General features: G+C 38.4%; 11 protein-coding genes and 1 pseudogene. 8 read left to right on the top strand and 4 right to left on the bottom strand.

Translation table 11 applies throughout. The features are described 5' to 3' along the window. Positions 1 to 209 precede the first annotated feature (209 nt). Together AB2N10_RS10965 and AB2N10_RS10960 are read left to right on the top strand one after the other, a co-directional pair. Complete coding sequence (locus tag AB2N10_RS10965) at positions 210 to 1,586, top strand: pilus assembly PilX N-terminal domain-containing protein (RefSeq protein WP_354623626.1); 1,377 nt, start codon at positions 210 to 212, stop codon at positions 1,584 to 1,586. Continuing rightward, positions 1,568 to 2,266: a hypothetical protein gene (locus AB2N10_RS10960; protein WP_354623625.1), complete on the top strand. Its 699-nt coding sequence runs from the start codon at positions 1,568 to 1,570 to the stop codon at positions 2,264 to 2,266. The genes AB2N10_RS10965 and AB2N10_RS10960 overlap by 19 nt, the downstream gene beginning before the upstream one ends. Before the next feature lie 4 nt (positions 2,267 to 2,270). Here the strand turns inward: AB2N10_RS10960 and AB2N10_RS10955 are convergent, their stop codons facing one another. Further along, positions 2,271 to 2,480: a SlyX family protein gene (locus AB2N10_RS10955; protein WP_369433838.1), complete on the bottom strand. Its 210-nt coding sequence runs from the start codon at positions 2,478 to 2,480 to the stop codon at positions 2,271 to 2,273. Between the two features lie 14 nt (positions 2,481 to 2,494). After that, complete coding sequence (locus AB2N10_RS10950) at positions 2,495 to 3,490, bottom strand: hypothetical protein (RefSeq protein ID WP_354623621.1); 996 nt, start codon at positions 3,488 to 3,490, stop codon at positions 2,495 to 2,497. Positions 3,491 to 3,632: 142 nt separating this feature from the next. Between AB2N10_RS10950 and fkpA the strand changes: the two genes are divergently transcribed. The 3 genes from fkpA to AB2N10_RS10935 all read left to right on the top strand — a co-directional run bounded on the left by fkpA (position 3,633) and on the right by AB2N10_RS10935 (position 6,993). Next, positions 3,633 to 4,433, top strand: a complete 801-nt coding sequence (gene fkpA / locus AB2N10_RS10945; protein ID WP_354623620.1) for an FKBP-type peptidyl-prolyl cis-trans isomerase — start codon at positions 3,633 to 3,635, stop codon at positions 4,431 to 4,433. A gap of 129 nt (positions 4,434 to 4,562) precedes the next feature. Beyond that, positions 4,563 to 5,759, top strand: coding sequence for an NAD(P)/FAD-dependent oxidoreductase (locus AB2N10_RS10940; protein WP_369433837.1), 1,197 nt, complete (start codon positions 4,563 to 4,565; stop codon positions 5,757 to 5,759). A 175-nt stretch (positions 5,760 to 5,934) separates the two neighbouring features. Then, a complete protein-coding gene (locus tag AB2N10_RS10935; RefSeq protein WP_354623619.1) occupies positions 5,935 to 6,993 on the top strand; it encodes an IS481 family transposase in 1,059 nt (352 codons plus the stop codon). Here the strand turns inward: AB2N10_RS10935 and AB2N10_RS10930 are convergent. Then, positions 6,954 to 7,292 (bottom strand): annotated as a pseudogene (locus tag AB2N10_RS10930) (transposase); the annotation flags it as partial. The gene AB2N10_RS10935 and the pseudogene AB2N10_RS10930 overlap by 40 nt on opposite strands. Positions 7,293 to 7,380: 88 nt before the next feature. Between AB2N10_RS10930 and AB2N10_RS10925 the strand changes: the two are divergent. The 3 genes from AB2N10_RS10925 to AB2N10_RS10915 all read left to right on the top strand — a co-directional run bounded on the left by AB2N10_RS10925 (position 7,381) and on the right by AB2N10_RS10915 (position 11,159). Continuing rightward, on the top strand, positions 7,381 to 8,376 hold the full coding sequence (locus AB2N10_RS10925) for a hypothetical protein (RefSeq protein WP_354623618.1): 996 nt from the start codon (positions 7,381 to 7,383) through the stop codon (positions 8,374 to 8,376). Positions 8,377 to 8,611: 235 nt separating this feature from the next. Continuing rightward, on the top strand, positions 8,612 to 8,995 hold the full coding sequence (locus AB2N10_RS10920; protein ID WP_354623617.1) for a GFA family protein: 384 nt from the start codon (positions 8,612 to 8,614) through the stop codon (positions 8,993 to 8,995). 421 nt (positions 8,996 to 9,416) lie between these two features. Further along, on the top strand, positions 9,417 to 11,159 hold the full coding sequence (locus tag AB2N10_RS10915) for a response regulator (protein ID WP_354623616.1): 1,743 nt from the start codon (positions 9,417 to 9,419) through the stop codon (positions 11,157 to 11,159). Positions 11,160 to 11,198: 39 nt separating this feature from the next. Here AB2N10_RS10915 and AB2N10_RS10910 read toward each other — a convergent pair whose 3' ends face one another. Beyond that, on the bottom strand, positions 11,199 to 14,858 hold the full coding sequence (locus AB2N10_RS10910) for a response regulator (RefSeq protein ID WP_369433836.1): 3,660 nt from the start codon (positions 14,856 to 14,858) through the stop codon (positions 11,199 to 11,201). Between the last annotated feature and the right edge of the window lie 9 nt (positions 14,859 to 14,867).

The raw sequence follows: 14,867 nt of genomic DNA, 5'->3' as shown, positions 1-14,867 counted from the left end.
AGATTATGCAGTGTAACTGCTCTTCTGTGAACTGGCTAGTAGTGGTTATTTAAAATCGGTCGATATATAGCGCCGAGATGCATTGTTAGCTAATAGAGAAGTTTAAATACATTATTTTGCTTTTATTTATTTACTTTTGACTTTTATTTTCTAAGATTAATGAACATAAATTCTCACAGAAGTCGTGGCATTCGCTTTTAGGGAGGAGTATGAAGTTCATTAAACATCAGCGGGGATTTGCCGTTTTAATTACCGCGCTATTATTGTGCCTTGCGGGGATTGCCTTTACGACCAACATGGCATTTTCACAATTGATTGATAATCAGATTGCAGGTAATTATTATCGCAATAGAGAAGCGTTTCTTAATGCAGAATCAGGTATTAACCTGATGTTAAGTAAAATTACGGCCTCGGCTTCTCTCTTAAACACGCTGCCCATTTCCTACCATCCAGCGGGAGCTTCTTATTCTGTCTCCGTTGAACGTATTAATAAAAATAGTGTTGCGCTTAGTGCAGTTGGTATGTCACAGGATGGCACTGCACAACGAGAGATCCATTTACAAATTAACCATGAACTGACCTATAACATCCCATTAGCGGCGCTTTCTGTGAATGGGAAATTGCACTTAAATGATGATGTGGTGATTAATGATGGCTGTGAAGGTGTAAATGCATCACTTTGTAAATCTCCTGGCAATATTGCCAAGTATCAATTAGTCACTCATCCGAGCAATGAAACGCAAGCAACAGCAGAGTGCACTGGGCATTCATTGGCGCAAAATGTTTTTGCTAGCAACCTCTTGCATGGCGATAATTTTTTGACTGTTGGTGAACAAAAAAGCGTTATCGATGAGTATGGCTTTGCAACGTTAGAAACCGTAAATTGGCCTGAAAATCGAACCGCAGCCATGCAATTTCATGGTCTTGAGGTGACAGAAGATGTCTCTCCGAGTTCATTATTTGAGAGTACCTTTGGTGTGTCGGAGTCAGATGCGATGTTTGCATTACAAAGTGCTAATGATGTAGCCATGATCGATATGAATGATGGTGATGTCACGAACTGTCTAACGCGCCTAACGGAGGTGGATGAGGCAGTCAGCACGATTTATATTGAAGGTGATTGCGACCTAATGCGTGATGACCTCTATGCGTTGGATGCGGAAAAAACGCAACGAGTTAGCATCGGCAGTGTTGATAACCCTAAATTACTGCTAATTAAAGGGGGGCATTTTGTTAGCGAGGCCAAAACGGATGTGGTTATTTTTGGCATGGTCTATTTTTTACCTGGTAGCGGTGAACTCTTTGATGAAAATGGTAACGTCATAGTTGATCCCGATACAGAGCAAGTAATGCAGGCGAGAGAGCAAAGTGTTGACCTTGGCAACCTGTCCGTGAATGGCGCGGTGCTCAGTGAGTATAACTGTTCATACAGTGGTAGCGATAATGCAGAAGCAAGCCTTAATGCAGCGCCTCTTTCCGTCCGTTATGACAAAACCGTACTTAATAAATTGTATCAAAATAGAGGTAGTCTTGCGGTTAGTGCAGGCTATCGGGTAGTGGCTGGATCATGGAAAGATTTCAAATGACCTATCAGGAATCTGCACCGGGCTTTTCATTGCTTGAAATTCTCATTTCACTGTTTGTTGTCAGTTTAACGGCCGCTCAAATTATTAGTTTACAAAAAATGGTCAGCGAGCAAAATCGTGATAATGCGATACATAGCTATGTGGTACAGATAGCCACAGAAAAAATGGAAGAGGTTTTGCAATATGATAGCGTGAGTGAATTAGATTCGCTGGTGAATTTAGGCACAATAACGCGTTCAACTGCGCTGACTAATTTATATTTAAACTGGGAAGTTGAGCCGATTGCTAATATCTATAGTGCCGAAGCGGATCTACGTTGCGTCAAGTTGCTGATTGAGTGGGCTGATTCGCAGGGAAATGAACAACGTTTTATCTATAGCCAAGTGATTAATAGCGGCGCGCTACTGAATACAAAAAACCGTTTAGCTGATTTGGAAGCAGCCATCATCGAATCATTTATAATCAGTAAAGATGTACGTTACTTCGAACCACAACGCAATTATCAAGTAGGCGATTTTGTTATCTATAATAGTGAGCTGTTTAGCGTAACGGAAGCTGAGCAGGCTGCCGATACCCCCCCTCGACCTGTTGATAAAGCCAATGAACTTTCAGAGGGGTGGCAGAGTTATGGTTTGATTAACAATCCCGCCCTTGCCAACATGGACGCGCTAACAGATTAGTGTATTAATAATGCGGTGGGCGCATCTCTTCTTTTTCAGATGCGAGTTGATTAGGGGTATGTTCTTTTAATTTTGTCGCCAGTATCGCGACCTGCTCACTGAGTAATTGTAATTTACGTTGTTGTTCAAAAATTTCACTGTTCAAGGTTTCAATATTATCTTCTTGGAATGCGACTTTCATTTCCAGTTGTTCAATACGCGTCTCTAAATTCATCTGTTTCTCTATTTTTAATTATTAAGCGTTTGTAAAGGCCAAATTTCTAAGTTGCCAGCCGAGCTTTCACTGGCTATTTGGTGATCATTCCATAATGTCGCGGAGAATACTACTGCAGTTTTAGGGCGACTCTCTTCACCGACACTGACTTGCCAACTTTGTTGACTCTGCCCGCTTTTTACATCCCATATTTGTAATCGTTGCGAGGCATTTCCGGTGAGTAGCTGCTTGCCCTCGTTGATAAAACGCAGCGAAGAAAAAATCGATTGTCTTGCCGTATATTGCAAGCTGCTTTGTAGCTTACCTGTTTGTAAGTCCCATATTTGCGAAGCCTTTTGAGTGTCCGCTATAAAAGCATAACGGCCTTCATCTTCCAGTTTTACCATCGAGACACGTTGTGAAAAGTTAAACTCTTTAATAATTTGTGCTGTTTTTGTATTCCACAAAAATGCGCGTTTATCATTACCGCCCGTTAATGCATAAAGCCCATTGGCTGATAAGTCGACACTATTTACTTTTTCGGTGTGTATCGGCATCTCTAAGCGACGTCCCGTTTGTAGGTCTATATGGACAACTTTACCATTTACTTGGCCATATAGAACGTAACGTCCATTGGCGGATATGCGAATATCTCGAATTGCGGAATCACTGACCTTATAAAAACCTAATGACTTCCCGGTTTGCATGTCCCAAATTGCAAATTCATCGCGACTTGCAGAAAGTGCGTGACTATTGTTAGCGGAGAGTCGTACTATATAAATGTCGTTATCGTTGGCATTATGGTGCTGCCATTGAAATAACAGTTTATTTTCTCGATTATTCCACAAGCTCAGGCCATGATGCTTCGAAGAGATAATAGAGAAGTCACCATTTTGAGATATTTCAGCGGCAAATGCGCCTTCGACAGCATGTTCATATTGCTGTAATGGCGTATCGGAACGATTGCAGGCAGTGACAAAAATCATTACCAAGATTAAAAAAAGTGATTTTAAATAGATGTTTAATGACATTTCAGAATTAACTTTTGGTTAAATAGAGTTTTTAAGGTTAGTATAAGCGAATTAAATTTGATACTTTATTTTTTCTTGGCGAATGAGAAAATAGTATTGGCACATGTTTTACTTAATAAATATGAATAATTTTGGAGTAACAATGAAAAATGTATTTAAAGTTTCTTTATTAGCTGCAGCTGTTGCACTAACTGTTGGTTGCAATGAAAAAGCTGAAGCTGTTACGGAAGCTGCTGCGACTGAAACTGCAGCCGCCACTTTTGCCACAAATCAAGAAAAAGTAGCCTACGCAGTTGGTCAATCATTCTCTGAGCAATTTAACACCATGTTAGATAAACAAACAGAAATTGGTATGCCATTAGATAAAGAGATGGTTCTTAAAGGTATTACTGATACGCTACGTGGCACTGCAAAGTTGTCTGATGAAGAGATGATGACGACACTGAAAGCTTACGGTGAAGAAGTTAAAGCGGTTGCAGAAAAGAAAATGCTAGAAGACGCAGCGAAAGCCGCTGAAGAAGAAAAAGCGTTCTTAGAAGCGAATGCTAAAGTTGAAGGTGTTATGGTTACCGATTCAGGCCTACAATACTCTGTCATTACAAAAGCAGAAGGTGAAGGTCAAAAACCAAAAGCTGAAGATACTGTAACGGTACATTACGTTGGTACGCTTGTTGATGGAACTGAATTTGATAGCTCAATTAAACGTGGCCAGCCAGCAACATTCCCACTAAACCGTGTTATTCCTGGTTGGACAGAAGGTCTACAGTTAATGAGTGTGGGCGATAAATTTAAATTCGTTATTCCTGCTGACCTAGCATATGGTGATCAAGGTGCTGGTAGTATTCCAGCAAATTCAACATTGATCTTTGATGTTGAATTGTTAGACATTGAATCTGCAGCCATTGAAGATAATGAAGCAACAGAAGAAGCTGCTACAGAATAAATACTAATCTAATTTAGTTATATAAAGACCGCTTTGAGCGGTCTTTTTTTTTGCCTTTTTTTCAGAATCATAATGGGCTAGCGATGAGCAAATAGTGTATCCTTAGCGGATTAATTTAAGAGGTGTTGTATGTGGGATGTGATTATTATCGGAGCGGGTGCTTCTGGCCTAATGTGCGCGATAGAAGCGGGTAAACGTGGCCGTAAGGTATTGCTGTTGGACCATGCAAAACGTGCCGGACAGAAAATCCTAATGAGCGGTGGTGGACGCTGTAACTTTACTAATCTTTACCTAGAGCCTAATAATTACCTCTGTGATAATCCACATTTTGTCAAATCTGCACTGAGTCGTTATACCCAGTGGGATTTTATTGCGCTGGTGGATAAGCATAAAATCAACTGGCATGAGCGTGAACACGGGCAACTATTTTGTGATGATAGTGCTAAACAAATCGTCACAATGCTCTTAGATGGAGCTAAACAAGTGGGTGTGCAGTTGCAATTGCAAACGGAAATCATTGCCCATAGTCAAAGTGCGGATCATCTTTTTACACTACAAACCAAACAGGGGAGCATGCAGTGTCATTCGCTTGTTATTGCCACTGGTGGCCTTTCTCTGCCCAAAATGGGGGCAACTCCCTTTGCCTATAAAGTCGCTGAGCAGTATCAATTACCCGTCAAGCCAACCCGCGCAGGATTAGTTCCCTTTACCCTGCAACAAAAGGATAAATTTGCTGCGCTTTCGGGCATTAGCTTACCTGCCACTGCAAGTTGTGAAGTTAAAGTGGGTAAAAAATCGAAGCAAATTAGCTTTAGCGAAGCCTTGTTATTTACTCATCGCGGTTTAAGTGGCCCTGTTATTTTGCAGATATCGAATTACTGGCAGCCGGGAGAGAAGGTGAGCTTAGATCTTTTACCGAGTCTAGATCTTCTGCATATCTTGCAAACTCAGCAACAAACTAACCCAGAGCAAACCTTAAAAACCTTACTCGCTAAACAGCTCCCTAAACGCGTGGTGGAGTGTTTATTAGAAATGGCAGCAATCGAAAATTTACCGCTCAAGAAATATCACGAAAAACAGTTAATCACCATTAGCCAACTTTTCCATCAATGGTCACCGCAGATCAGTGGTACCGAAGGCTACCGGACGGCGGAAGTGACGCTCGGTGGGGTCGATACCGATTTCGTCTCATCGAAAACCTTTGAATGTAAAACCACCAAAGGGTTATATTTTGTTGGTGAAGCCTTGGATGTAACCGGGTGGCTTGGCGGCTTTAATTTTCAATGGGCATGGGCGAGTGGTTGGGCAGCGGGGCAAGAGGTGTAGTGTATTCGTGGAATTAAAACGAAGACGTTCTTAAGAAAACGAAGACTATCTTTCTGCGTGTTTCATTTAGTGTATTAGTTCAGACTAGATTGACATTTCGACTTGAAAAGTTGAGAGTTACCCGTTTTGATAAAGGTGTCGAATCTTTATTTCAAAACAACAAAAGGTAACTCTCATGTTTCATACTAACAATCCAATCATTAAACACAAAGCAGGTTTACTTAATTTAGCAGAAGAATTAGGCAACGTATCTAGAGCTTGTAAAGTCATGGGTGTATCACGAGATACATTTTATCGTTATCAAGAGCTTGTGGAGGAAGGTGGTGTTGATGCTCTGATCAACAAAACCAGACGAGCACCCAATCTTAAAAATCGTGTTGATGAAGCAACAGAACAAGCTGTTATTAAGTATGCCATTGAACAACCAGCTCACGGCCAACACCGTACAAGCAATGAATTACGCAAACAAGGTGTATTTGTATCCGGTAGTGGTGTTCGCTCTATTTGGTTGCGGAATAACCTTGAAAATTTCAAAAAACGCTTAAAAGCACTTGAAGAAAAAGTCGCTAACGACGGCATTATTCTAACGGAAGCACAGGTCGCAGCACTAGAAAAGAAAAAGCATGATGATGAGGCGTGTGGTGAGATAGAAACGGTACATCCAGGTTATTTAGGCTCTCAAGACACCTTTTATGTCGGCAATATGAAAGGTGTTGGTCGTATTTATCAGCAGACTTTTGTTGATACCTATAGCAAAGTAGCCTTCGCCAAGCTCTATACCACCAAAACCCCAATTACAGCTGCCGATATACTTAACGACAAAGTATTACCGTATTTTGAGCAGTATGAGCTTCCTATGCTACGGATTTTAACTGACAGAGGTACTGAATACTGTGGAAGAGTTGAGCAGCATGATTATCAGCTCTATCTTGCTATTAACGATATCGATCATACTAAAACGAAAGCGATGTCTCCGCAGACTAATGGTATCTGTGAGCGCTTCCATAAGACGATATTGAACGAGTTTTATCAAATTACTTTTAGGAAAAAACTGTATAGCAGTTTGGAGGAGCTGCAAAAAGATCTAGACGAATGGATCAATTACTATAACAATGAACGTACCCATCAAGGTAAAATGTGTTGTGGACGAACACCACTTGAAACATTAATTGATGGTAAATCGATTTATTCTGGTCAACTCCAACCGGACACCTGTCTTTGTAAATTTTCATAGTTAATCGGCGTTAAATCACCGAGTGTTGTATGCAATCGCTCATGGTTATAATAACGGATATATTCTTCAACATCCATCTTCATTGCATCACGTGTTAAGTAAACAACATTTAATAACCATTCATTCTTTAAGCTACCAAAAAATCGCTCTACAACTGCATTATCTAAACAAGCCCCAACACTGCTCATGGAGGCGGTTATTTTATGTTTAGTTAACAATCGGTTAAATCGCGCGCTCGTATATTGAGAGCCACGATCGCTATGGAACATTAACCCTGCTTTAGGCTGCCTGATATCGTTAGTGCAGGACACCCACACCTTTTTGACTAAATTGAATATCGCACCTACTATATAAACAGTGTTTTTGTTTACAGTTGTGGGGTTTGGTATGACACAATCACGTGCTTCGTTAATTTCTCTTGTGGACACACCTTATTATCATTGCATTTCTCGATGTGTTCGCCGTGCATTTTTGTGTGGCGAAGATAATTACAGCGGTAAAAACTATTCACATCGCCGGCAATGGATGGTCGATCGCATTCGGCAATTAAGTGACATCTTTGCCATTGATGTTTGCGCTTATTCGATTATGTCTAATCACTATCACCTTGTTTTACATGCTAATGAAGCCGAGATTAGCGCCTGTAGCGATGAAGAAGTTTGCCGACGTTGGTATCAACTTTATTCTGGCTCAGAAATAGTTTCGCGATGGCGTAAAGGGGAGCTAACTTGCGCAGGTCAAATAGAGGTGGCGCTTGAGATAATCAGCAAATGGCGTCATCGCTTGCTTGATATCTCTTGGTTCATGCGGGCATTAAATGAATTTATTGCCCGCAAAGCGAACGCCGAAGATAACTGTAAAGGGCGTTTTTGGGAAGGGCGCTTTAAGTCGCAAGCATTGCTTGATGAAAAAGCACTATTAACTTGTATGGCTTATGTTGATTTAAACCCCGTGCGAGCAAAAATGTCAGAGAGTGTGGAAACATCGGAGTTTACGTCCATATTTGAGCGTATCCACAGTAAATGTAGTCACGATGAAGCGTTGCATTGCCATGATAACAGTAAACCCTTATTTGGTTTTGTAGCGGCAGAATGTGATGCGCCCCACGAAGGTATTCCCTATGCCTTACTCGATTATTTAGAGCTTGTTGATTGGACTGGACGAGCGATTCGAGAGGATAAGCGCGGCGTGATTTCGAGCGAACTGCCAAGCTTATTAAGCAGCCTTGGCTTAGAGAGTGACACATGGTTAGCCTTAGCCGTGAGTTTTGGTAAAGATTACCATGGTGCAGTGGGCTCACTCGAAGAACTGGCACTATTTGCCGAACACACAGGCCGATGTTGGGTATCTGGGCAAAACAAACTAAGTTGTATGCTGCATTAACTCCCAATCATTTGTTTTTTTATTAACGATTAGCGTCTCGTTAAGGGGGCTCTGTGCGTTGGTTTTGCCAATTACCCCTCTTTAAGTGTTAAGAGCAACATTTGAGATGTTTAAATAAACGTCATCATCGATATGAATGGTTAATAAAGTATATTTTCCCCATATTTTTTTATAAAGTATAAGATTTGGCTGTCCCCGTTCTTTTCTTCTTTGTTCATTTTTTATAAGGAGTTGCATGATATATCAAGGAAGCTGCCATTGTGGCGACATTCAATTTAGTGTTGATGCACCGAGTGTTATCGAAGCAGATTTATGTAATTGTAGCGTATGCAAAAAATCAGGGTATTTGCATTTAATAGTGCCCAATTCTCGTTTTAAGTTACTGACGGGTAAAAGTAAGCTGATTGAATATAACTTTAATACTGGAATCGCTAAGCATTTCTTTTGTAAAACTTGTGGTATTAAACCATTTTATATTCCACGTTCTAACCCTGATGGCGTTGACGTTAATGTAAATTGCCTCGATACCGAAGCAAAGCAAGTAAATATATCTGACTTTGATGGCAAAAATTGGGAGCAGCATGCCCATAAATTAAGCCATAAAAGCCAAGAAACATAACCAACAAGAATAGATGTCGCGCAGCCGACACTTTATTGGGGGTGAACAAGCCCTTTGAACCATCAGGGACTGCTTGATTAGTCTCGCCCTAGGGGTTGCTGCGATGTCTTTGCTCCTGAGTTCGTTCCCGTTAACCTCTTTAAATGTGTAAAAAACAGATATTTATGGCTATAAACTATACTTGTTGCTAATATCCTAGAGTATAAAAGGCAGACAGAGTTCGTACATCTCTATGCTTCCCCCTATATATTTTAAACTGTGTAGTTAGTGTTGATGTGGCTCAGTAAGCTATATTTAATAAACCTTAAGCTGTAAAATATTTCTGTGTATTATCTTTTTAAATAATCTAAACATTATCTCTAATTAAGTGTTTGGGTTGAGTAAGCAAGATGCTTCAGTACTGGATTATAATTAATAAAATATGAAAGAATTAAAAAGCATAACAGCTCTTGTTGCGGATGATTCCCCCGTTATGATCTCTAGCATTAGACAAATGCTAGTGAATATGGGGTTGAATGAAAAAAACGTTAATCATGCTAAGGATCCGAAAGCGGCGATTTGGCATTGCAAGAAACAAAAGTTTGATGTAATTATTTGTGATTATAATTTTTTTACAAGGTTAAATGGTCGACAAGTTTTTGAAGAGTTGAAATATTATAATTTATTAAATCCTGAAGCTGTTTTTATTATAATAACCGGTGAATCACTTTCAAAGGTAGTTAGGTCGATTATAGAATTAGATCCTGATGAATACCTCCTCAAACCCTTTAACTCTCAGTTTTTCACCTTTAAGGTAAAAAATGCACTTAAACGAAAAGCGGCGCTTTATAAGTTATACGAAGCAAAAAATAATAAAAACTATAAAGAGGGCTTGCTTTTAGCTGATCAGCTGACCATTAAATTTCCACAATATTATTATATAATACAGAAGCTTAGAGGCGAGCTATATACATTGCTAAGTATGTTTAATGAAGCAAAAGAGTTATATAGCTCTATTGTGCTTGAGAAAGATGTGGAATGGGCTAATGTCGGTTTGGCCGATTCTTTAATTGAACTAGGCGAGCTTTCAAGAGCTGAAGTGATAATTAATAAAATATTAGATAAAGTCCCCAACTCGGTTTCAGGTTTATCTCTAAATGCTAAATACGATATATATAGCGGTGATGTTCCCAATGCAATAAAACAGTTTTCTATTATTTCAGAGCTTGCGCCAGGAAATCCAGAGCGCGAGTTGGTTATCGCTAACTTATGTTTATCTCAAGGCGATTTTCGTAATGCAGCCTCTCGATTTATGACTTACTACGAGCTTAATATTGATACTTATCGTGATAGTTTTGAAGCAAGATATAACTATATAAGATGTATTTTGTTCATTTATGATGCCATGAATAAATTTAATGTGAAGGGCAGTCAAAATAAAGAGCTAATGAATGCAACGCTAACATTAAAAGTGGAAGCGTTGAATGAGTATAAAACCCTTGCAAATTTACGCCATAGAAACAATGCTAAAGCGGATGATTCTGGGGAGTCAGTAAAGGATGGTGACTGCGATAGCGAATTGATTTTAAGCCATTTTGCGATAATGGAAGGGAATATATCTGAAGCAATGACCATTTTGAAACACTTGTATGCTAATAAGGCGATAAAGGGGTTTTATAGTAATATTCATTATAACTATCTGCTCGATAGCTTATCTTTTAATCGAGAATTCAATGAAAATATGATGACATTGAAAACTTTTATGGATTCGCAAAACATTAGCCCTATTTTACTTAAGTCACAATTAGAGGTGATTAGTTCTCAAATTAATCATCATAAGAAAAATGTGCAATATATTAAAAAAGCTTACGAAGCGTTTAATGAGTGTGTGAAAACGGGGGATATTATGAAAGCCCTCGATGTGTTATTAAAAATTAGAGCTAAGAATAAGTATATACGTGAAGTAAATGGCAATCTCATTAAATACCTTGCAGTGAATTGGCCCTCTAATTATACAGGACGAGATATTCGCCTATTGCTAAAAGATTGTTACCATATATGTAAAGAGTTATATAATAATAACGAGTTAACTCAATTGGGTATTCATTCCAATTACAGGCTTGCGGAAGATTTAGCCTCTAGTCGAACATCGAATAATGATACAGAGATTGCTTCTACAACGTAATCGCTGCTGTTTTTCTTACCCTACAGGGGGGAGTATTGGCTATTGATCCATTAGCTCTTCTAAGAGAAGGGTTACATCATCAATCACTTTAACCATTTCTTGTATTAAACGCTGTTTTTTCTCTTTTATCATCTCGTCATCAATTTCATTTTGAAGTAGCTGCGCAAGTTTAGCGACACTGCTAACGCCTAGCATACTGGTGCTGCCTTTTATTTTATGGGCGATATTTTTTATGTCGCAATCCGTTTTGCGAAGCTCTGCTATATCTTGACTCATTGACTCAATAATAAGGTTGAACGCTTTGACTTTTTCTTCTGTTGTATAATTTGTAAAAACAGAAATTAATCCGTCATTGCTTTCAGTTGTTTCTGAGGCAATTAAAAATTTACTTAAAGCGGTCTGAATTTCCTGTCGATTAAATGGTTTGCTAATCACGATATCCATATTTTCATTTTTATTGTTAATGTGTGCCTCTTCCCCCGTGACGCCGATAATATTTAGATACCCATATTGGCTGATGTTGTTGCGTAGTTTTTGAGCTAGCGCAGGGCCATCCATATTGGGCATATAAAAATCGGTCATAATAAGGTCATAGGCTGTTTTACTCTGTTCTATTCTTTCTAATGCCTCGATCCCGTCATTGGCTATATCAGCTGTTACACCCATATCATTGACTATTTTTTGTAATAAAAGTTGATTAATCGCATCATCCTCAACAATGAGAATATGGCCAATCAATTTATCACTGCACGGCATAAGTTCATTCTTTGCCTGTTCAATCGGTACGGCTTTGATGTTATCAATGCTATGTATAATGTTTTTTATCTCATCGATGACGACGGCAAAATCGTGGTTGGTGGGTGACAACTCGTAGCTTTTACAACGGTTGAATATGCTCTCTAATCCTAAATTACTGGAAACACCCTTAAGCTTATGCACGAAGGCTTGTTTGTCTTGATAATGGCATGTTTTATATTCTGTGCTAAATGAGTTGATTAGGCTTATGTAGAGATTTTGATTGTGATTGGCGATATTTAAACCGGTCTCAATATCCACACCTATACGAGAAAGTGCAATGATAAATTCATCGAGCTCGTTATTATCTATATATGACACTGGTGAGAGTGATATTTCAGAGACTTCTTTGTTTGCAAACCACTTAAGCATTTTTTTAAACATGCTTTCTACATCAATAGGCTTACCGATTATATCGTTCATACCGCAGGCGAGGGCTCTTTCTTTATCCTTTTCCGTAATATTGGCGGTCATTGCTACAATAGGGATATTGTTATTGAGTTCTTCTCTAATGATTTGGGTCGCTGTGTAGCCATCCATTACGGGCATCTGACAGTCCATTAATATACCATCATATTGTCTGTTTTTTATTTCAGCTAATGCCTCTTGACCATTGTTACAGATTGATAAATCTAGTTTGCCTCTTAATAACTCTTCGACTAATTCTTGGTTTATTTGGTTGTCTTCAACAAGTAATATAGATTTGTTTTTTAATGGAGCAAGGTCTGTTGGGACGATAATAGCGACATCATTCTCGTTTACTTGAGCACAATCTACTTGCAGTACTGGAATTTCAAATTCAAAGGTGCTCCCGATGTTGACAGTACTACTGACTTTAATCTCACCGCCCATTAAGGAGATAAGTTGTTTACTTATTGTTAATCCTAATCCTGTTCCACCATAAACTCGACTTGTTGATTCATCGACTTGACTAAAGGGGTTAAAAAGCCGCTCAAGGTCTGTGGCGGCGATGCCAATCCCGGTGTCAGTGATGCAAAAAAGTAGTTTGAGCTGTTTATCTTCAAGTACGCGATGGGAAACCTCTAGGTTTACCGAACCTTTAGTGGTAAATTTTATTGCATTGCCGACAATATTAATCAGCACTTGATTTATTCTGTTTGGATCGCCTTGGATATAGGCCGGTAAATTAGGAGAATAGGTGCATTGAAATTGAATGCCTTTTTCTTCTGCACTAATACGCATGATATTAGCCACTTCATCAAGCAGTTCCATTAATGAAAAGTTAATGGGCTCAATGGCAAATTTTCCGGAATTTATCTTTGCAAGGCTTAGAATATCATTGATGATATACAATAAATTATGTGCAGAATTATAGATATGGGTAATGTATTTTTTTTGTTTTTCTTGTAAATCCGTATTAAGTGTTAATTTAGTCATTCCTAATATCGCATTCATTGGTGTTCTTATTTCATGACTCATGTTCGCAAGGAATTGAGATTTGACTTTATTCGCCTTGATGGCATCATTTTTTGCTACGATGGATATTTTTGTTAGTGAAATTAGGTGCGATATAGATTGATATATAAGCACCCCTAAAAATATAAGCAGAGTGAAAAAAATGAATAATAGTATGCTTATGTAAGTATAAGTGTCTTTTATCTTATTAAAATCATTAAAAGCTTCGCTCCTTACCTGTAGCAATAATCGATCTGCATCCTGTGCTGCGACTTTGGTGTTGTGTGCTGCATTTTTTAATTCTTGAACAATATTGGTAAGCGCTTGAAAGGCGAGAAAGTACTGTTTTATATCGGATGATACTTCATCAAAAATTAGCACCTCTTCTGCTTCTAATAATTTATTTTCTATTTTTTTACTGATATCAATGGCGTTATTGAGTGTGGCAAGTGTTCTTTTTTTAAATAGATTTTTATTTTTTTCTGATATTGAGGATAAAAAGTCTCTATCCCATTGTCTGGCATCATCGATATTATTTGTTAAGGTATTGACCAGTTCAAGTAATTCAATTCTCTTATCAATAATATCCATTCTGGATTCGAGATTTTCTTGGTTTATTTCAAGCCATTTTTTGGCAATGGCAATGGCCTTTAGGCTGTCATCTGTCGTTTCATGCAATAACTCTATCACCGTTTTTAGTGGGCTATTTGGCTCAGTTAATTGCGTTTTTATCTGTACCGATGACAGCAACATTTTTAGTAAAAGTGGTTCGTTGTAATGGAGTTTATCAATGCTGCGTTGTATGTGTTGCGAGATATTATCGATATCTTCTAGGATTTTTTCAAAAAGCATTTTTTTAAATGATTGATTATGATTATCTGAATTAAAATTGATGATGCTATAGTTTAAATTTTGCAGTAATGAAGATATCGAAGATAATTGTGTAATGTTATTTAAGTCTAAAAAAACGGCTTTTCGCAGGTTACTCACCTCTAATCGATCTAAATTAATGTATTTTGATTGTAAAACTTGCAGCTGATCGCTGCTCGCTGAAGCTTTGGTCGCTTTTTTTACCATTTCTTGCGTTTTTTTATTACGCTTAATACTCAGTAAAGCCAATGAATTGAAATGTTTATTATAAGCCTGTAGTAACTGCATTATGGTGGGTTTTTGTTGGTGTTCCCATGTGTTGGCAAGTTTGATTGATTGGTCGATACTTTGTTGCGCTTTATCTGCGCTATTTAAACTATTCTCTTTCTCGAATGTTTGCTCATAGAGTCTCGCTCTATCTAATGATATTAATAGTTCCCCGGTTTCTGAATAATGGCGTAATGTTTCAAAAAAGGTATTAACACCACCCAATGTTGTAAAACCCATTATAATTAAGAGCGTTATAATTAAGATGAAGCCAGCGATGATATTACGAATATTGCTTCTCTTCTGTTCTTCCTTGGGTAATTCCCGCAAATCTTGGAATATTTTCAACATCCTTGGCAC

This window comes from Psychromonas sp. MME1, assembly GCF_041080865.1.
In the GTDB taxonomy this organism is placed as follows: domain Bacteria; phylum Pseudomonadota; class Gammaproteobacteria; order Enterobacterales; family Psychromonadaceae; genus Psychromonas.
This window is presented reverse-complemented; position numbering and strand designations above follow the sequence as displayed.